Below are 17,902 nucleotides of genomic sequence, written 5' to 3' on the forward strand. Positions count from 1 at the left end.
GACCGCCCGGCGCTTCGGCGCATCTTCGCGTCATGACCCTGTCCCCCCGTTTCGCCGCGTGGTTCGCCGCCAGAGGATGGCAGCCCCATCCCCACCAGCTCGACATGCTGGCGAAAGCGGATGCGCCCGCGCTTCTGCTCATCGCGCCCACGGGCGGCGGCAAGACGTTGGCCGGGTTCCTGCCCACGCTGACCGATCTGGCCGAGGGCGGGCACGCAGGGTTGCACACGCTATATGTCAGCCCGCTCAAGGCGCTGGCCGCCGACATTCGCCGTAACCTCACCACGCCCGTGGAGGAGATGGCGCTGCCGATCCGGATCGAGGACCGCACCGGCGACACCTCCGCCACGCGCAAGAAGCGCCAGCGGGCCGATCCGCCCCATATCCTGCTGACCACGCCGGAAAGCCTCGCGCTGCTGACCTCCTACGAGGATGCCCCGCGCATGTTCGCGGGCCTAAAGCGCGTCATCATCGACGAGATCCACGCCCTGTCCGAAAGCAAGCGCGGCGATCAGCTGATGCTGGCCCTCTCGCGGCTCGACGCCATGGCCCCCGGCCTGCGCCGGGTGGGCCTGTCGGCGACGGTCGAGAACCCGGCCGCGCTTGCCTCGGAACTGGCCCGCCATCCAGAGCCTTGCGAGATCCTGCACGCCGATCCCGGCCCCGATCCCGACATCGCCATGCTGGTCACCGAAGAACGCCCGCCCTGGGCCGGCGGCGGCGCGAAATACGCGATCCCGGCGGTCCTGCGAGAGGTCAAGCGGCACAAGACCACGCTGATCTTTCACAACACCCGCGCCCAGGCCGAGATCTTCTTTCACAACCTCTGGCTCGCCAATGACGAGGATCTGCCCATCGGCATCCACCATGGCTCGCTCTCGCGCGAACAGCGCGAGCGGGTCGAGGGCGCCATGGTCGCGGGCCAGCTGCGCGCCATCGTCTGCACCGGGTCCCTCGATCTGGGCATCGACTGGGGCGACGTCGACCTGGTGATCCAGATCGGGGCGCCGAAGAACGTCAAACGCCTGATCCAGCGTATCGGCCGGGCCAATCACCGCTACAACGCCCCGTCCAAGGCGCTGCTGGTGCCGGCGAACCGCTTCGAGATCGTCGAATGTGTCGCCGCCCTCGAAGCCGCCCGCGACCACGATCTGGACGGAGACCCAAAGGGCCCGGGCCCCCGCGACGTGCTCTGCCAGCACATCCTGATCCGCGCCTGCGCCGGCCCGTTCGACGCGACCGAGCTCTATCGCGAGGTCAAGACCGTCGGCGCCTATGCCGGTATCTCCCGCGCGGGCTACGACGATTGCCTCGATTTCTGCGCCACGGGGGGCTATGCTCTTCGGGCCTATGACAAGTGGCAAAGACTGAAGCAGACCAACGGCTTGTGGCATCTGCGCGACCCCCGCGCCTCGCAACGGATCCGCATGAACCTCGGCACGATCCAGGACACAGATACGCTCAAGGTGCGCCTGCGCGGCCGCGGCAAGCCCCTCGGCGAGGTCGAGGAGAGCTTCGCCGCTACGCTCACCCAGGGCGACACCTTCCTGATCGGCGGCGAGGTCGTCCGCTACGAGGGCCTGCGCGAGCTGACCGTCGAAGTCTCCCGCCGCGCCGACAAGCAGCCCAAGATCGCGACCTTCATGGGCACGAAATTCGCGACCTCCACCCAGCTGTCCCAGCGGATCCTGCGGATGTTCCGTCAGAGTAGCTGGCCGGAGCTGCCAGGCCATACCGCCGGCTGGCTCGCGCTTCAGCGCAGGGTCTCGAAACTGCCCGAGGCGGACCGCATCCTGGTGGAGACCTTCCCACACGACGGGCGCAACCACCTCTGCGCCTACGGCTTTGCCGGCCGCAACGCCCAGGCGACGCTTGGCCTGCTGCTGACCCAGCGGATGGAGGAACAGGGCCTGCACCCGATGGGCTTCGTCGCGACCGATTATGCCACCCTGGTCTGGGGTCTGGACCTGGTGACCGATCCTGCCCCCCTGTTCGCCCCCGACGCCCTGCGCGAGGATTTCGAACGCTGGCTCGGGGGCAACGCGGTGATGAAGCGCACCTTCCGCGCCTCGGCCACGATCGCCGGCCTGATCGAGCGCAACACCCCGGCCGCCCGCAAGACCGGCCGCCAGGCCACCTTCTCGTCCGACATCCTCTACGACACGCTCACCAGATACGATCCCGACCACCTCCTGCTACGCATCACCCGCGAAGAAGCCCTGCGCGGCCTCGTCGATTTCGGCCGGATCGAGGAGATGCTTGCGCGAACGGCCGGCGCCATCGACCACGCCCCCCTCGACCGGGTCACCCCCCTCGCCGCCCCGCTCTTCCTCGAGCCAGGCCGGGTTCCGGTCCAGGCCTCCGGTGCCCAGCGACTGATGGAGGAAGAGGCCGCCCGCCTGATGGCCGCCGCGGGACTCGACTAGGCTTCATTGCCTTGCAATATCCCCGCCGGAGGCATCCCCGGCTTGCCACAGGCGGCCCCCTCTGACAGACAGAACAGACCATGAACGCATATTTCGTCACCTTGCTCGATCAAGCGCTCCGGGCCCTGCCCTCGGGCGCCCTGCACTGGCCCGCACAAAGGCTGCTCTGCGTCTCCGACCTGCACCTCGGCAAATCGGACCGGATCGCCCGGCGCGACGGCCGCATGTTGCCGCCCTACGAGACGCAGGCCACGCTTGCCCGTCTCGACGCCGATATCGCGGCCCTCGACCCGGCTCATGTCGTCTGCCTCGGCGACAGTTTCGACGACCTCGCGGGCGAGGCGTCGCTGGACGAGGGTGAGCGGCTCTGGATCACCCGGCTGCAGGCGGGGCGGGACTGGACCTGGATCGAGGGCAACCATGATCCCGGCCCGCTGACCCTCGGCGGGGCCCACCGAGCAGAGCTGCGCATCGAAACGCTCGTGTTCCGGCACATAGCGCAAGAGGGGGCAACGGGCGAAGTGTCGGGGCATTACCACCCGAAATGCCGCCTGCGCGGCACCGGTGGCGGGCGTCCGGCTTTCCTGATGGATGCACATCGGCTGATCCTGCCCGCGTACGGCACCTATACCGGCGGTCTGGCCTGCACCGACCCCGCGCTTCAACGCCTGCTCGCCGATCCGGCGCTGGCAATCCTGACCGGGCCGCGGGCGGTGCCGGTGCCCCTGCCGCGCCCCTAGCTCTCGGCCGGCCCCGGGGCCGCGAACCCGGCCCGGCTGTGGCTGCCGTCGCAAAACGGCTTGTTCGCGGACTGGCCACAGCGGCAGAAGAACAATCGCTCGCCCCGGGCAATCCGGCCACCGGTCCCCGTGACCACCTCGCAGGGGCCAACCACGCCAAGCGGTCCGTTCTCCAGGGGACGGATCGACACGCTGTCGCCGGCCGCCTGCGTCGGCGGGTCCGTGACCTCGGGTGCGGGCTCGCCGGTCGCGGCAAAGCCTTCTTCCACATGGGAATTATCGCAATAGGGCTTGCGCTTGGACTTGCCGCAACGGCAGAGCGTGGCGCGCGGCATCTTCTCGCCGTCCACCTGCAGCCCGCCATTGAATGCCAGCGGCCCGTTCTCTCGGACCCTGACGATGGCCCGTGCGGGCGGGGTCTCCTCCTCCACCCCATCCTTGCGGGCATAGCTCAGCGCCCCGGACGGGCAGGTGCGAATCATTGCCGCGATCTCTTCGGCCGGTGCGGCATCGGGCGAGACCCAGGGCCGCCGCTCGGGGTCGAAGACCTGCGGCAGTTTCAGAAAGCAATTCCGCGCATGGATACAGCGCCCCATGTCGAAGGCGATCTCGATATCCGCTCCGGTGTAACGCCTGACCATTGGAAAACTCCTTGTTTGCCTGGACGTATTCTTGTCAGACAGTCAGCCCCTCCGGCTCTGCAATTCCGTTCGCACGGCAGCAGGCGGTCACGGTATTGGCCAGCAGGCAGGCGATGGTCATCGGGCCCACCCCGCCCGGCACCGGCGTGATCGCACCGGCCCGCGCCGAGGCGCTCTCGAAATCCACGTCGCCCACAAGGCGGGTCTTGCCGCCCTCGCCCGGCACACGGTTCATGCCCACATCGATCACCGTCGCCCCGGCCTTGATCCAGTCACCCCGAACCATTTCGGTCCGACCAACCGCCACGACGACGATATCGGCCCGCCGCACGACATCGGCGAGGTCCCGGGTCCGCGAATGGGCCATGGTCACCGTGCAGGAGTCGCCCAGCAGCAACATGGCCATTGGCTTGCCGACGATATTGGAGCGCCCGACAACGACCGCCTCCAACCCCGACAGCGACCCGAGCTGGGCGCGGAGCATCATCAGACAGCCCAGCGGGGTGCAGGGCACCATCGCCTTCTGCCCTGTACCCAGCAGACCCACGTTCGAAATGTGAAAGCCGTCCACATCCTTCGCCGGGTCGATCGCATTGATCACCAGGTCGGAATTCAGATGAGGCGGAAGCGGTAACTGCACAAGAATGCCATGAACTTCGGGATCGCCGTTCAGCGTCTCGACGAGCGCCAGCAGATCGGCCTCTGACGTCTCGGCGGGCAGCCGATGTTCGAATGAGGCCATTGCGACCTCCAGCGTCATCTTGCCCTTCGATCGGACGTAGACCTGGCTGGCCGGATCCTCACCCACCAGAACCACCGCAAGACCGGGCTTAAGCCCATGATCCTCGCGCAGGCGGGCCACATGGCCCGCGACCTTTTCCCGAATGGAAGCTGCGAAGGCCTTGCCGTCTATGATTTGCGCCGTCATTCCCGTCTCCTGCCTTGGGGCGGCACAAGGATCGGACCCTTGCATAGCGCCGCCGATAGAGCCACCACAGCAACGCCGCGATTATCCGTCCCGCGACACCGCAACCGAAGCAGAGCCCAACTTCTTCGCTGCCTTAATATCCAAATCCTGCCGGCACCACCCGATTTGCGGCCATTGGGCCCGCATTCGCGCCAATCGCCGAAGATGCACCGGAAACCGGCCCTTGCGCCAGGTGTCGCTCTCCGGCTGGCTCGCCACGTTGATTTTCGGTCAGAAGAGGCCCTCGATCAGTCCCTCCGCGTTCAGCCGAATACTCTCGGCAGAGGGGACGCGGGGCAGGCCCGGCATCGTCATGATCTCTCCGCAGATGACCACGATGAAGCCCGCGCCCGCGGCCAGGCGCACCTCCCGGACAGGCACGCTGTGGCCGGACGGGGCGCCGCGCCGCGCGGGGTCGGTCGAAAAGCTGTACTGGGTCTTGGCCATGCAGATCGGCAAGTGGCCGTGACCCTCCGCCTCCCACGCGGCCAGCTGTGCGCGGACGGACTTGTCCGCCGTCACCTCGCCCGCGTGATAGATCCGGGTGGCAATGGTCTCGATCTTCTCCCACAGGGGCATCTCGTCGGGGTAGAGCGGGGCAAACTGCGCCGTGCCGCCCTCGGCCATCTCGACGACCTTGCGGGCCAGCGCCTCGGTTCCCGCCCCGCCCTGCGCCCAGTGGGTGCACAGAATCGCCTCGACCCCCTGTTCGGCGACATAGGCCTTGACGGCGGCGAGCTCTGCCTCGGTATCTCCGAGGAAATGATTGATCGCGACGACCACCGGCACGCCGAACTGCGCGAGGTTGGCGATATGGCGGCCGACGTTGGGACATCCCGCCTCGATGGCCGCGACATTCTCTTGCCCGAGGTCGTCCTTTGCGACGCCGCCATTCATCTTGATCGCGCGGCAGGTCGCCACCAGGACCACCGCGTCCGGCGAGAGGCCGGCCTTGCGGCACTTGATGTCCATGAACTTCTCGGCCCCGAGATCGGCGCCGAAGCCCGCCTCGGTCACCACGTAATCCGCAAGTTTCAGCGCCGTCGTCGTTGCCATGACCGAGTTGCAGCCATGGGCGATATTGGCGAAGGGTCCGCCGTGGACGAAGGCTGGATTGTTTTCCAGCGTCTGAACCAGGTTCGGCTGGAGCGCATCCTTGAGCAGGACCGTCATCGCGCCATCGGCCTTGATGTCTCGCGCGGTCACGGGAGACTTGTCCCGGCGATAGGCCACGATCATGTCGCCCAGCCGCCGCTCCAGGTCGCCAAGCGACGTCGCAAGGCAAAGGATCGCCATGACCTCGGAGGCGACGGTGATGTCGAAGCCGGTCTGCCGCGGAAAGCCGTTCGACACCCCGCCCAGCGAGGTGACCGTGTCGCGCAGGGCGCGGTCGTTCATGTCGAGCACCCGGCGCCAGACCACGCGCCTCTGGTCGATCTCGAGCCCGTTGCCCCAGTAGATGTGGTTGTCGATCATCGCCGAAAGCAGGTTGTGGGCGCTGGTGATCGCGTGGAAATCGCCGGTGAAATGGAGGTTCATGTCCTCCATTGGCACGATCTGCGCGTGACCGCCCCCGGCCGCCCCGCCCTTCATCCCGAAATTCGGGCCGAGCGAGGCTTCGCGGATGCACACCGCCGCCCGCTGGCCGATCCGGTTGAGACCGTCGCCGAGACCGACTGTCGTGGTGGTCTTGCCCTCGCCCGCCGGGGTCGGGTTGATGGCCGTCACGAGGATCAGCTTGCCGGTGGCGTGGTTCCGCACACTTTCGATCAGGCGCTGGGATACCTTGGCCTTGTCATGGCCGTAGGGCACGAGATCCTCGGCCCCGATGCCGAGTTTCGCGCCGATCTCCTGTATGGGCAGCTTGTGCGCCGCCCGGGCGATCTCGATGTCGGTCTGATGTGCCACGTGGATTGTCCCCCTCCCCCTGCCGCGCCCCGGATCTGGCCGAGAATCGCAAATCTTCGCCCTAGGCCGTCGCCAAAGCCTGTCGAGCCTGCTCGGGCTGCCAGGCCCGTTGTTCGGGAACATGAAGCCGCATCCGGTCCCCCACGCGCAACACGCCCGCCCGCTCGACCCAGGCGGTCACGCCGCGTTTTCCCTCGGCCACCGGCTTGAATCGCTTGCCGTGGCCGGGACGCGCGGCTTCGATTGTCATCGCGGGAAACTGGCAGGGCCCGTTCTGCAGATCGATGGTCACGGTAGTGCCACTTTCGGACTGGAGCCGCGCGGCGGGCGGCAGATGGCTGAAATCGGCAATCCCGGAGACGACGATGGAGGCCCCGAGCCAGGCAGGGTCCAGCGCATCCAGCCCGAGATCCGTGGCGATCTCAGCAATCTCCTCGGCGGAGAGGATCGACATTTGGCGGGTGTTGCGGATCTCGGTGCCGCGAGGATATTGCCCAAGAACCCGACTGCAGGACGGTCGGGTCAGACCGGCGTGAAACTCGCCCTCGAAACCGGCCAGTGTCAGCGGCATCTCGTCAATCGCCTCGGCACTGATCTCCTTGGTGTCCCGGTCGGTGACCCGGCCGAGCCATGTGATCGTCGCGAAATGGTCTGTGGGGATCAAAGCGGGCATCGTCAGGCACTCCTTTGCACCGACTTTGACCCGCAAGTAGGGCCGCCGCAACCCGATCCTTTCGGATGTGCGGCGGCCCAGAATTTTCGCCGAAAATTCTGTACAGATTATTCGCGAATAATCTGTAGCCCGGTATCAGGCCGACGGTTCGGGTTCGAGCCCGCCATCCCGGGGTTTGCGGGACTTGGTCGTCTTCGGGATCGCCGTGATCGAGCTGCCCCCCGAGGGCGGCGTATCGTCCGCATCGTCGTTGCGATTCAGAGGCTCGCCCGCGATGACCTTGGTGATCTCGTTCCCGGTCAGGGTTTCGTATTCCAGAAGGCCCTGCGCCAACCGCTCCAGATCCTCGCGCTTTTCGGTGAGGACCCGCTTGGCGGTCTCATAGCCCGTATCGATGATCTGTTTCACCTTGTCGTCGATGATCTTCTGCGTCGCAGCGGAATGGTTGGTTCCGCCGCCATAGGCGCCCAGATAGCTCTGTTGCTCATTCGCATAATCGACGTAGCCCAGCTCTTCGGCAAAACCGAATTGCGTGACCATGGCCCGCGCAATCTTCGACACCTGCTGGATGTCCGATGCTGCCCCGGAGGTCACATTATCAAGGCCGAACACAAGCTCCTCGGCCACGCGCCCACCCATCGCCATCGCGATCTTCGAAGTGTATTTCGTAAAGCTCACCGACAGCTGGTCCCGCTCCGGAAGCGACAGCACGAGGCCCAGTGCACGGCCGCGCGGGATGATCGTCGCCTTGTGGATCGGATCATGCTGCGGGACGTTAATGCCGACAATCGCATGGCCGGCCTCATGGTAGGCCGTCAGCTTCTTCTCGTCCTCGGACATGACCATCGACCGCCGTTCGGCGCCCATCATGACCTTGTCCTTGGCGCTTTCGAAATCGATCATTGTCACAAACCGCCGGCCCACGCGGGCGGCCATCAGCGCGGCCTCGTTCACCAGGTTCGCGAGGTCGGCGCCCGAGAAGCCGGGCGTGCCGCGGGCGATGATGCGCAGGTCCACATCCGGTCCCAGGGGCACCTTGCGGGCGTGCACGCCAAGGATCTTCTCGCGGCCCTTGATGTCAGGGTTCGGCACCTGCACCTGTCGGTCGAACCGGCCCGGGCGCAGCAGCGCGGGGTCGAGCACGTCGGGCCGGTTGGTGGCCGCCACGATGATGATGCCCTCATTGGCCTCGAAGCCGTCCATCTCGACCAGCAGCTGGTTCAGCGTCTGTTCGCGCTCGTCGTTGCCACCGCCGTAGCCCACGCCACGCGACCGGCCCACGGCGTCGATCTCGTCGATGAAGACGATGCAGGGTGCGTTCTTCTTGGCCTGCTCGAACATGTCGCGCACGCGGCTGGCGCCGACGCCCACGAACATCTCGACGAAATCGGACCCCGAGATGGTGAAGAACGGCACGCCCGCCTCGCCCGCAATCGCGCGGGCCAGAAGGGTCTTGCCGGTGCCCGGCGGGCCGACAAGCAGCGCGCCTTTCGGGATCTTGCCGCCAAGGCGGGAGAATTTCTGCGGGTTGCGCAGGAACTCGACGATCTCTTCCAGCTCTTCCTTGGCCTCGTCAATGCCGGCCACGTCGTCGAAGGTGACGCGCCCGTGCTTTTCGGTCAGCAGCTTGGCACGAGACTTGCCAAAGCCCATGGCGCCGCCGCGCCCGCCGCCCTGCATCCGATTCATGAAGTAGATCCAGACACCGATCAGCAGAAGGAACGGCAGCAGCCCGATCAGGAACGAAGTAAAGCCGTTCTGCTCTTGGCTTTTCGCCGTCACGGGGATGTCGCGGTCGATCAGAAGATCGGTGACGGCGGCGTCCTCGGGCTTGATCGCCACGTAGTCACGGCCATCCGCCCCGCGATAGCGGATCTGCTCACCGTCGATCGTGACCGAGCCCACGCCGCCGTTCTCGACGGACTGGACGAAGTCCGAATAGCTGCGAGAGGTTGACTGCATCGTGCTCTGGCCACCCGAGAACAGGTTGAACAGTGCAAGGATGAGCAGGAATAGGACGACCCAGAATGCCAGATTTCGCGCGTTGCCCAAGGAATTCTCCCGTAGAATTGCGTCTGCCCGGGACTCCTCTCCTGGGCGCTAGGTGTCAAGATAGGCATTGGGGCGATTTCTTCAATCGGATAACAGACATTCAGGAAAGCTTCCGCCGGGCGGATCGAGGCGGATCGGTGCGCTGTCGCCCAGCCCGATCCGGGGGCACGCTACCAGCCGCGGGCCGTCCCAGAGCGCAGGGGCGGAGCGCAGCGCGGCGCGAGGGGCGCCCGGGGTTTCGGGCCGCCCGGCCTGGTCCATCCCGGCGTCGCCCAGGGCCGCGACGGCCAACCCCTTGGAAAGCCTGTCCGAAACAAGCCACCTGCGATCCCAGCGTCCGTCGGTCATGGCCAGCCCGGCAACCGCGGCATGTTCGCGGAACAGGTAGATCTGCGATTTGCGGGCGAGGATCCGGCAGCCGTGCAGCGTGCTGTCGCCGCCGGCAAGCACCCGGTCCAGCGTCTCTTCGAGCGCCACGACACGGGGACGATAAGGGGCCGACGCGACGAATTGCAGCGCCCCTGCGAGGATGCGCAACTGGGTATCAGCCTCGATCCGCGCGAAAGCGTCCCGGTCCAGGGCCACATCCCCCTCCGGCGCGGGGCGCATCGCGGCCGTTGCGGCGTCCAGCGCCCGCCGCTCCAGCGCCTCGCGCGAGCGGCGCAGGCGGCGGGCCGTCGCGGCAAGACATTCCACCCCGAGGCCCTGCGCCTCAAGCCCCTGCAGAAGCTGTCGCATGCGGCTGCGCTCGAAGGCCGGATCGCTGTTGGTCGGGTCGTCGACGTAGGGAATGCCAAGCACATCGTTGTGTTGGCGCAGTTCGACTCGAGAGATCTCGCGCAGCGGGCGAATGACCTCGAACCCGTCCACGGTGCGCCGTCCGGCAATCTCCGAAAGCCCCTCGACCCCCGATCCCCGGCGCAGGCGCATGAGGAAGGTCTCGGCCACATCGTCACGTGTATGGGCGAAGGCGACATGCCTGACCGGGCCACACCAAGCGCCGATCAGCCGAAGCCGGGCCTGCCGCGCCGCATCCATAAGGTTGCCCGTCCCCGGATGCTGATCCCACGTCAGCGTCTCATGGGACAGGCCGAGCGCCTGCGCCTCGGACGCGACCATGGCCGCCTCGGAGGCGCTTTCGGGGCGCAGGCCGTGATCGACGGTTACCACCCGAAGCCCGACACCCCAGGCCCGCGCCCATCCGGCCGCCAAGTGCAGCATCGCCATGCTGTCGCCGCCACCCGACACTGCAAGGCCGATTTCACCGGGAAAGTCCGGGCCCACAAGCCCGCCCATGGCCTCGGCAAAGCGGGCCGGAAGGCTCACGGACAGCCGTATTGCACCCGCGCCTGCGCCGCGTCGCCCGCGGCCTCGGAGGCGGGAAAGCGGTTCCCGACCTCTTGCAGGGTCGTGCAGGCCTCCTGCATCTGACCGAGCGCCCCGAGCGAGGCGCCGAGCTTGAACAGGGCGTCCGGCGCCCGGGCCCCGGTGGGCGCCCCCGAGAACGAGGCGAGATAGGCCCGCGCCGCGTTGCTGATCTCGCCGAGGGAATCGTAGGCCTCGCCGCGCAGGTAATGGGCATCTGGCGCGAGCGGCCCGCCGGGGTATGTCTCTGTATGGGCGAGGAAAAGCTCTGTGGCGCGCTCGAAATCGCCCTCTTCGAAGGCGGTCCGGGCGGCGTCGAACTCCGCCTGCTCGCCGACCGCCAGCGCGGGGCCCTGTTCGGTCGCGGCCTCCGGCTCGGGCAGGTTCTCGGCCGCGTCCACGCCGCCCAGCGTGGGGGTGTCGCCCAACAGGCCGATGTCGCAGCCGACCTCGAGCTCGCAGAGGCGGAATTCCAGGTCGCCGATCCGGTTGGTGCCGTCGCGGGTGATGCGGTTGATCCGGAACTCCAGCTCTTCGGTCTTCGACGTCAGGCGCTGCAGCTCGCTCTCCATCGCCGAAACGCGGTCGAGCACGGAGCCGCCGCCCACGTCGACACTGGGCGCGCCTGTGGTCGACAGCTCCCGGGTCAGGCGCTGGACCTCGACATACAGCACGGACAGGTCCTGGCGGATGTCCGCCAGGGTCTGGTCCTGGGCGGACGCGGACAGGGGAGCCGACAGCGCCAGCGATGAGATCAGGATCAATCTGCGCAGCATCACGCGCCCCCTTCCTGCGTCAGCTGATCGAGCCGGCGGCGATCACGGTGACCGCGCGGCGGTTCTGGGCATAGCACGCCTCTTCCGAGCAGATCGCCAGGGGACGTTCCTTGCCGTAGGTGACCGTCTGCAATCGGCCGGTCGGAACACCGCGGCTGACGAGGTATTCGCGCACCGCGTTGGCCCTGCGCGAGCCGAGCGCGAGGTTGTATTCCCGGGTGCCCTGCTCGTCGGCGTGGCCCTCGATCACCGCGCGGTAATCGGCGTTCGTCAGAAGCCACTCGGCCTGTCCGTTCAGCGTTGCCCGGCCGGTCTCGGTCAGGGTAAACTGATCCACCTCGAAGAGGACACGGTCGCCGATGCGCTGGCTGAAGTATTGCGGGCTGGCGGGATTCGACGCGGGATCGACGGGGCCGGCCACGCCGGCGCCGGCACCTGCGCCCATGCCACTGTCGGCACCGCGGTTGTTGCGGTTGGCGCATCCGGACGCGGCGAGCGCCGCCACCAGAAGAAGCGCCGGTGTGAGATATTTCATCGCGTGAGGTCCTGTATCGCTCATTCTCGTTGTCATAAGCCTAACACGGTTCTTTTCGCCGTGCATCCGTTGCGACTCGCCGCGCCTCAGGGCTGCAAAGGCCCCCATGAGGCGTCCGAAGCGGCCGCCGGCGTGTCGACCCGTTGCAGGTTCCGGCCCGAGACGTCCACCGAATAGATCGCCGGAGCGCCCGATTCTCCTTGGGTTTCGCGGGTGAACATCAAGACCCGGCCGTTCGGCGACCAGGTCGGGCTTTCGTCCAGGAACGACGCGGTGAGCAGCCGCTCTTCCGAGCCGTCCGTGCGCATCACGCCGATGTGAAAACGCCCGGCGTTCTGTTTGGTGAACGCGATCAGGTCCCCGCGCGGCGACCAGACGGGCGAGCCGTAGCGGCCCTCGCCGAAGCTGATCCGCTGGGGCTCTCCGCCGGTGGCCGACATGACATAAAGCTGCTGGGTGCCCGAGCGGTCGCTTTCGAACACGATGCGCGCCCCGTCGGGCGAGAGGCTGGGCGCGGTCTCGATCGAGGGCGCGTTGGTCAGGCGCTGGTGCTGCCCGGTGCCGATGTCGGTCCGCCAGATGTCGGTATTGCCACCGTTGGACAGCGAGTAGATCACCGAGCGCCCGTCGCGCGAGAACCGCGGCGAGAACGACATCTCGCCCTGTTGCGTGGCCAGTTGCTGGCGCGTGACCGTCCCCACGTCGAGCGCGTTGATCCGGGGAAAGCCGCTGTCCCAGCTTGTATAGATCACCCGGTCGCCCAGCGGCGAAAACCGCGGCGCCAGCACGATCGAGGAACTGTCGGTCAGGTATTGGACGTTGGCGCCGTCGTAATCCATGATCGCCAGCCGCTTGCGCCGGTCGTTCTTGGGCCCGGTCTCGGCCACGAAGACGACTCGGCTGTCGAAATAGCCGCCTTCGCCGGTGATCCGCGAATAGACCTGATCGGCGACCTTGTGCGCCATCCGCCGCCAGCCATCGGTCGTGCCGACCAGCTGCTGACCCGCGCCGAGTTCGGTGCCCGAGAAGACGTCATAGAGCCGGAACTTCACCGTCACCTGCCCGCCGTTGACCGCCACCGCGCCGGTGATCAGCGCCTGGGCGTTGATCGTCCGCCAGTCGGTATAGGCGACGGGCTGGGCAAAGCTGTCCACAGTGGAGACGAACGCGGTCGCCGGGATCTCGCGAAAGACGCCGGTGCCGGTGAGGTCGGCGGCGATGACGCGGCTGATGTCTGCGGCCAGCTGCTCGGCGCCCGGCGTCTCGGCCTCGAAGGTCGGGACGGCGAAGGGCAGCGGCTGCACGTTGGGGTTGGTGATCGTCAACCGCAGCGGGCCGCCCTGGGCAAAGGCCGGGGTCGCGGGGGCCAAAGACAGGATCAGCGCGAGGGCGCAGGACACCAGGGCCAGGCCCAGCGCGGCGGGGTCGAACAGGGATTGGAAGCTTCGGGTCATCATGTCTCTCATTCTCTCCGGCCGGGGGCCGGTTGCAATCGGAGTCACGCGATTGTGGCAGGTTTTGGCCGGGACCGTCACTGGAAAGCCCTGTCTGACGGGTCGAATGTCAGCTCCACATCGCGCCATTGATCGTATTTCTCGGGCGGCAGCTCATAGCCGGTCCGTCCGTTGTAGTTCTGACAGCGCAGCACGGCCCGCCGCACCGCCTGGAACGCGCTCTCCTGGGCGGCCTCGGGGCCGCCCGAGGCCGCCAGCCGCCGCACGTCGCCCTCGACCCGGCCCTGTTGGCTGAGCGAGAAGGCGACGGTCACCACCACGCGGGCCGCCTGGCTGCCGGCGTCCACGTCCCAGCATTCATGCACGGCGACGCGGAATCCCTCCTGCTCGCTGCCGGTCAGCGGCGGGCCGGGCGCGGCCGCCGAGGTGGCGGCGGCGAGGGCCGCGGCCACGGCGTCGTCCACCGCGGCCTCGTCGACCTCGGGCGCAGCCTCTTCGGGATCGGGCGCGACATCGTCGGACCGGGCCGCGGTCGTCGTGCCCTCGGTCCGCGGGGCGGGCGCGGCCGGGGGCGCGGGCCGGTTCGGGCGGACCTGCGGACGGATCGAGGCCAGCGGCGCCGAGGCGGCCGGGATGTCGGCCTCGGTCACGATCTGGCTTGCGGCCTCTTCGGGGGCGGTGGCCTCCTGCGGCGTCTCGGCGATCACCTCTTCGGCGGCGCTGTCGGCCTCGGCCGGGGGCTGCGCCTCTTCGGCGACGGCGACGTCCGGCGGTGGCGGCGCGATCGGGGTCGGCGAGACCCGCTCGGCCGGGCGCGGGATCGGGCGGGGGCTTGCCTCCAGCGTGGGGTCCTCGACGATGGTGGGCACCGACGGGGCCTCGGGGGCCTGAGGCGACGGCACCGGGTCGGGCGGCGGCGGCAGGCTGGCCGTTTCGGGCACTTCGGGCACGGAATCCCGTTCGGGCGGGGCCACGGGCGGCGGCGTCTCGGCGGTCTGGGGCGCGTCGGGTTCTGCGGGGGCCGGTTCCGGCGCAACCTCCACCTCCGGCTCCGGCAGGGCGACGCTGGGGGTGTCGGTCACGGGCGCCTCGGGCGCCGTGGCCGCGCGGATCGCCTCGAATTCCTGCGCCGAGACGACGGACACATCCATCACGTCGAACTCCAGCGGGTCGCTGGACAGGCCCCAGCCCATGACGAGCCACAGCAGCAGCCCCGCGTGCCCCACGCCCGAGATATACCCGCCGGGCGTCATGGCACCCTACCCGTCCGACCCGTCGAGCGTCGGACCGCCGATATCCGTCACCAGACCGATGTTGTTGAAGCCAGCCGCGTTGAGCGCCCCCATGATCTCGGCCACGGCATTCCAGGCGTTGGCGCCGTCGGCGCGCAGGAACACCCGGTCGCTCGTGCGTTCTTCGGCGATGGCGCGCAGGCGGGTGATGAATTCGTCGCGCGGCACGTCCGTGGTCTGGATCTGCAGCCCGCCCTGGGACGTCATCGTGATGGTCAGCGGCTCTTCCTGCTCGGTCGGCAGGGCGTTGGCCGCCGTCTCGGGCAGTTGCACCGGCACGCCGACCGTCAGCAGCGGGGCCGCGACCATGAAGATGATCAGCAGCACCAGCATCACGTCGACGAAGGGGGTCACGTTGATGTCGGCCATTGGCGCGCTGCGCCGGGCGCCCCTGCGCCGCTTGCCGCTGTCGGATTTCACCACGCTGGCTGCCATGTCAGCTGTCCAGTTGCCGCGACAGGATGGTCGAGAACTCGTCCGCGAAGGCTTCGTAGCCGTTCACGATACGGTCCGAATCCGCCGAGAGCTTGTTATAGAAGATCACCGCCGGGATCGCCGCCATCAGGCCCAGACCCGTGGCCAGAAGCGCCTCGGCGATGCCCGGCGCGACGACGGCGAGGTTGGTGTTCTGCTGCTCGGCGATCTCGATGAAGGCGTTCATGATGCCCCAGACGGTGCCGAAAAGGCCGATGAACGGCGCCGTGGACCCAACCGTGGCCAGCACCGGCAGACCGCGCTGCAGCCGGCCCGCCTCCTTGGCGATCGCCACGTCCATCGACCGGTCGATCCTCGCTTGCGCCCCGGCGATCAGCCCGCCGTCCTGCCGGTGCGAGCGGCGCCATTCGATCATTCCCGCGGCAAAGATCTTCTGGCTCTGGCCCTTGGGCGTCGGGCCGATTTCGTCGAAGAGGCCGTCCAGCGGCTCGCCCGACCAGAAGGCGCGATCGAAGCGCGAGGCCTCGAACCGGGCGCGCTTGTATTGGACCCACTTGTCGACGATCACCGCCCAGCACCAGATCGAGGCGAAGATCAGGATGATCATCACCAGTTTCACGGCGATCGTGGCGCGGGCGAAAAGCGCCCACATCGAAAAATCTGTCGCTGCTTCCATGGACCTGCTCGCCAAGGGGGGGCCGTTTTCGACCTCGTTGGCGTCCTCTTACCCCATTCGCCAGGCGAAATCCATCCGCCACCGCCTCACGCTTGCGCAAGGCCGCGCCGTTAGCGAAGCTGTCGGCGAAGTCCCGCCGGCAGGCGCGCCACCTGCCCGGCCGCCGACAGCGCCACCAGCGTCACCACCGCCGCGAACAGCCGTTCGCCGTCGCGCAGCACCTCCTGGCGCAGCACCAGGCGGGCGCCGCCGACGCTCTCGGTCTCGGTGCGCACCTCGAGCCGGTCGTCGAACCGCGCGGGCGCGAGGTAGTCGGCCTCGACCCGGCGCACGGCGAAGACGATCCCCTCCTGCGCCTTCAGCCGCGCCTGATCGATGCCCAGCTCGCGGACCCATTCGGTGCGGGCGCGCTCTATGAACTTCAGGTAATTGGCGTAGTAGACGATCCCGGCCAGATCGGTGTCCTCGTAATAGACCCGCAGGCTGAAGACGTGGCTCATTGCGGCCCGCCGATCCGCGCGAAGACCCGCAGGGCGTGGCTGTCGTCCTGCGCCACGTCCGGCAGGGTCGGGTCATAGACCGCGCGGATCACCGCGCCGATCTCGGGCCGCAGCACAGCGACCCCGTTGGCAAGACCCAGCGGCGAGGATTGCGCGAAGGCGCGGTCGGACCAGAGCACGATGGATTGCACCGCCTGGGACAGGGCCAGCGTCGCGGCCGGCACCTCCAGCATGTCCGCATCCATCCGCAGGAACACGAAACAGGCGCGGATCGCCCCGGCCTCGTCGAAGCGGAAGACGCGGTATTGATTGGCCTCCGCCTCGGCCAGGCGGGCCACCAACGGCCCCAGCCCCTCGACCAGCCGATCAAGGTTGGGCACCTCCAGCAGCTCCGCCCAGTCGCGGCAGAAAAACACCATGAGGTTCGCGCCGAGCTCGGCATCGGTCTCGGCCATCTTGTGGCCGGCCAGACCCACGACCGCCTCGATCGCGCCCTTCAGGATCCCCAGCGTCTCGTCCTCGACGCCGAATACCACGGGCACGATCGGCCGGCCCCAGCGGGCGCAGAGATAGCTGCCGTCGCCGCGCCGGAAGAGCGCCTCGACCGTCTCGGGCGTCACGTCCTCGATCACTGTGCCCCCCGCTCGCGCAGCGCCGCGATGGCGCGGGGCGGTGTCGGGCCGGGCTCTCCCCAGATGCGGGGCGGCTGGCCGCTTTCCCAGAAGCCCGCCAGCAGGCGGCCGTCGCCGCGATGGACGGCGATGACGCTGGCGGTCGCGCCGCAATTGCCCGGCGCACAGCCCTCGCCCACGACCCAGTCGTCCTCGACCTCCATCGGCGAGCCCTGGCCCGAGAGCCGCTGCAACGTGGCGTAGTTCGCGGCCCCCATCAGCGCGGTGAGCGGCAGGCGCCAGTCCTCGGTGCCGGTCAGATCGAAGAGGTAGACACCGGCAAGCGCGTCGGCGCCGGCCTCCGGGCCGACCTCGGCCGGGGGCAGGCCGAGGGTCCGCGTCTCGATGCTGCGGCCGTCGTAGACGAAGGCGACCTCGCCGTCGGCGACCCGCCGGGACGGCATGGTCACGGTCACGGTTTCGACGTCGTGGGACAGGGTCACCAGTTCGGAGCAGGTGCCGAAGGGCGCGGTCCGGCGCAGATCGCCCGGCGCGGTGTGCAGCCAGACGAAGGACGCCGAGCAGCCGTTGCCGCCCTGGCTGATCCCGATCAGGGCCAGCGTGCCCGCCCGCGCCTCCAGCCAGGCGATGGCGGGCGGCGGGTCGAAGGCGATCTCGGTCTCGCCGACGAAGACACGGGTGACGGGTCCGTCCGTCGTCTCGCTCCAGTCAAAGCGGATGTCGCCGGAGGGTGTGGTCACGTCCTGGGCAAAGGCGGCGGCCGCGCAGGTGACAAGGACAGACAGGCACAGGGCGTAAGGACAGACAGGCACAGGGCGTAGAGTCGTTTC

The 17,902-nt window shown here is 68.1% G+C and carries 17 protein-coding genes; 2 read left to right on the forward strand and 15 right to left on the reverse strand.

The annotated features are described in order from the left end of the window. The first annotated feature begins 32 nt into the window (after positions 1 to 32). Positions 33 to 2,426, forward strand: coding sequence for a ligase-associated DNA damage response DEXH box helicase (locus ROA7023_RS10890; protein WP_085879068.1), 2,394 nt, complete (start codon positions 33 to 35; stop codon positions 2,424 to 2,426). Between the two features lie 80 nt (positions 2,427 to 2,506). After that, a complete protein-coding gene (gene pdeM, locus ROA7023_RS10895; protein WP_085879069.1) occupies positions 2,507 to 3,166 on the forward strand; it encodes a ligase-associated DNA damage response endonuclease PdeM in 660 nt (219 codons plus the stop codon). Here the strand turns inward: pdeM and ROA7023_RS10900 are convergent. The 15 genes from ROA7023_RS10900 to ROA7023_RS10970 form a co-directional block, all read right to left on the reverse strand. Then, positions 3,163 to 3,807 (reverse strand): CDGSH iron-sulfur domain-containing protein, encoded by a 645-nt coding sequence (locus ROA7023_RS10900; protein ID WP_085879070.1) that lies wholly within the window; start codon positions 3,805 to 3,807, stop codon positions 3,163 to 3,165. The two genes, pdeM and ROA7023_RS10900, sit on opposite strands and share 4 nt — an antisense overlap. 34 nt (positions 3,808 to 3,841) lie before the next feature. After that, a complete protein-coding gene (folD, locus tag ROA7023_RS10905; RefSeq protein ID WP_085879071.1) occupies positions 3,842 to 4,735 on the reverse strand; it encodes a bifunctional methylenetetrahydrofolate dehydrogenase/methenyltetrahydrofolate cyclohydrolase FolD in 894 nt (297 codons plus the stop codon). A gap of 270 nt (positions 4,736 to 5,005) precedes the next feature. Next, complete coding sequence (locus ROA7023_RS10910) at positions 5,006 to 6,682, reverse strand: formate--tetrahydrofolate ligase (RefSeq protein ID WP_085879072.1); 1,677 nt, start codon at positions 6,680 to 6,682, stop codon at positions 5,006 to 5,008. Between the two features lie 61 nt (positions 6,683 to 6,743). After that, positions 6,744 to 7,355: an MOSC domain-containing protein gene (locus ROA7023_RS10915; protein WP_085879073.1), complete on the reverse strand. Its 612-nt coding sequence runs from the start codon at positions 7,353 to 7,355 to the stop codon at positions 6,744 to 6,746. A 135-nt stretch (positions 7,356 to 7,490) separates the two neighbouring features. Beyond that, positions 7,491 to 9,407 carry an ATP-dependent zinc metalloprotease FtsH gene (gene ftsH / locus ROA7023_RS10920; RefSeq protein ID WP_085879074.1) on the reverse strand — a complete coding sequence of 639 codons (1,917 nt, stop codon included), beginning with the start codon at positions 9,405 to 9,407 and terminating at the stop codon, positions 7,491 to 7,493. Positions 9,408 to 9,488: 81 nt separating this feature from the next. Beyond that, complete coding sequence (tilS, locus tag ROA7023_RS10925; RefSeq protein ID WP_234992157.1) at positions 9,489 to 10,733, reverse strand: tRNA lysidine(34) synthetase TilS; 1,245 nt, start codon at positions 10,731 to 10,733, stop codon at positions 9,489 to 9,491. Beyond that, positions 10,730 to 11,548, reverse strand: coding sequence for a tol-pal system protein YbgF (ybgF, locus tag ROA7023_RS10930; RefSeq protein ID WP_085879075.1), 819 nt, complete (start codon positions 11,546 to 11,548; stop codon positions 10,730 to 10,732). Before ybgF ends, tilS begins: the two co-directional genes overlap by 4 nt. Before the next feature lie 19 nt (positions 11,549 to 11,567). Then, complete coding sequence (gene pal / locus ROA7023_RS10935; protein WP_085879076.1) at positions 11,568 to 12,083, reverse strand: peptidoglycan-associated lipoprotein Pal; 516 nt, start codon at positions 12,081 to 12,083, stop codon at positions 11,568 to 11,570. An 86-nt stretch (positions 12,084 to 12,169) separates the two neighbouring features. Further along, on the reverse strand, positions 12,170 to 13,537 hold the full coding sequence (gene tolB / locus ROA7023_RS10940; RefSeq protein WP_370739217.1) for a Tol-Pal system beta propeller repeat protein TolB: 1,368 nt from the start codon (positions 13,535 to 13,537) through the stop codon (positions 12,170 to 12,172). A gap of 77 nt (positions 13,538 to 13,614) precedes the next feature. After that, positions 13,615 to 14,790, reverse strand: coding sequence for a cell envelope integrity protein TolA (tolA, locus tag ROA7023_RS10945; protein WP_085879077.1), 1,176 nt, complete (start codon positions 14,788 to 14,790; stop codon positions 13,615 to 13,617). Between the two features lie 6 nt (positions 14,791 to 14,796). Next, the gene (locus ROA7023_RS10950) at positions 14,797 to 15,264 is read right to left on the reverse strand and encodes an ExbD/TolR family protein (RefSeq protein WP_085879078.1); all 468 of its coding nucleotides are present in this window, start codon (positions 15,262 to 15,264) and stop codon (positions 14,797 to 14,799) included. A 1-nt stretch (position 15,265) separates the two neighbouring features. Beyond that, complete coding sequence (tolQ, locus tag ROA7023_RS10955) at positions 15,266 to 15,940, reverse strand: protein TolQ (RefSeq protein WP_085879079.1); 675 nt, start codon at positions 15,938 to 15,940, stop codon at positions 15,266 to 15,268. Between the two features lie 110 nt (positions 15,941 to 16,050). Then, entirely contained in the window at positions 16,051 to 16,440 is a 390-nt protein-coding gene (ybgC, locus tag ROA7023_RS10960; protein WP_085879080.1) for a tol-pal system-associated acyl-CoA thioesterase, read from the reverse strand. Continuing rightward, on the reverse strand, positions 16,437 to 17,060 hold the full coding sequence (locus ROA7023_RS10965; RefSeq protein ID WP_085879122.1) for a hypothetical protein: 624 nt from the start codon (positions 17,058 to 17,060) through the stop codon (positions 16,437 to 16,439). The genes ybgC and ROA7023_RS10965 overlap by 4 nt, the downstream gene beginning before the upstream one ends. An 8-nt stretch (positions 17,061 to 17,068) precedes the next feature. Then, a complete protein-coding gene (locus ROA7023_RS10970; RefSeq protein WP_143535522.1) occupies positions 17,069 to 17,812 on the reverse strand; it encodes an Ivy family c-type lysozyme inhibitor in 744 nt (247 codons plus the stop codon). Between the last annotated feature and the right edge of the window lie 90 nt (positions 17,813 to 17,902).

The sequence above is a fragment of the Roseisalinus antarcticus genome, assembly GCF_900172355.1.
Taxonomy (GTDB): domain Bacteria; phylum Pseudomonadota; class Alphaproteobacteria; order Rhodobacterales; family Rhodobacteraceae; genus Oceanicola; species Oceanicola antarcticus_A.

Bases quoted from the DNA above. Each gene is read 5' to 3' on its own strand.
- ROA7023_RS10890 (WP_085879068.1), top strand. From the start codon at position 33: ATGACCCTGTCCCCCCGTTTCGCCGCGTGGTTCGCCGCCAGAGGATGG.
- pdeM (WP_085879069.1), top strand. From the start codon at position 2,507: ATGAACGCATATTTCGTCACCTTGCTCGATCAAGCGCTCCGGGCCCTG.
- ROA7023_RS10900 (WP_085879070.1), bottom strand. From the start codon at position 3,807: ATGGTCAGGCGTTACACCGGAGCGGATATCGAGATCGCCTTCGACATG.
- folD (WP_085879071.1), bottom strand. From the start codon at position 4,735: ATGACGGCGCAAATCATAGACGGCAAGGCCTTCGCAGCTTCCATTCGG.
- ROA7023_RS10915 (WP_085879073.1), bottom strand. From the start codon at position 7,355: ATGCCCGCTTTGATCCCCACAGACCATTTCGCGACGATCACATGGCTC.
- ybgF (WP_085879075.1), bottom strand. From the start codon at position 11,548: ATGCTGCGCAGATTGATCCTGATCTCATCGCTGGCGCTGTCGGCTCCC.
- pal (WP_085879076.1), bottom strand. From the start codon at position 12,083: ATGAAATATCTCACACCGGCGCTTCTTCTGGTGGCGGCGCTCGCCGCG.
- tolB (WP_370739217.1), bottom strand. From the start codon at position 13,537: ATGACCCGAAGCTTCCAATCCCTGTTCGACCCCGCCGCGCTGGGCCTG.
- tolA (WP_085879077.1), bottom strand. From the start codon at position 14,790: ATGACGCCCGGCGGGTATATCTCGGGCGTGGGGCACGCGGGGCTGCTG.
- ROA7023_RS10950 (WP_085879078.1), bottom strand. From the start codon at position 15,264: ATGGCAGCCAGCGTGGTGAAATCCGACAGCGGCAAGCGGCGCAGGGGC.
- tolQ (WP_085879079.1), bottom strand. From the start codon at position 15,940: ATGGAAGCAGCGACAGATTTTTCGATGTGGGCGCTTTTCGCCCGCGCC.
- ybgC (WP_085879080.1), bottom strand. From the start codon at position 16,440: ATGAGCCACGTCTTCAGCCTGCGGGTCTATTACGAGGACACCGATCTG.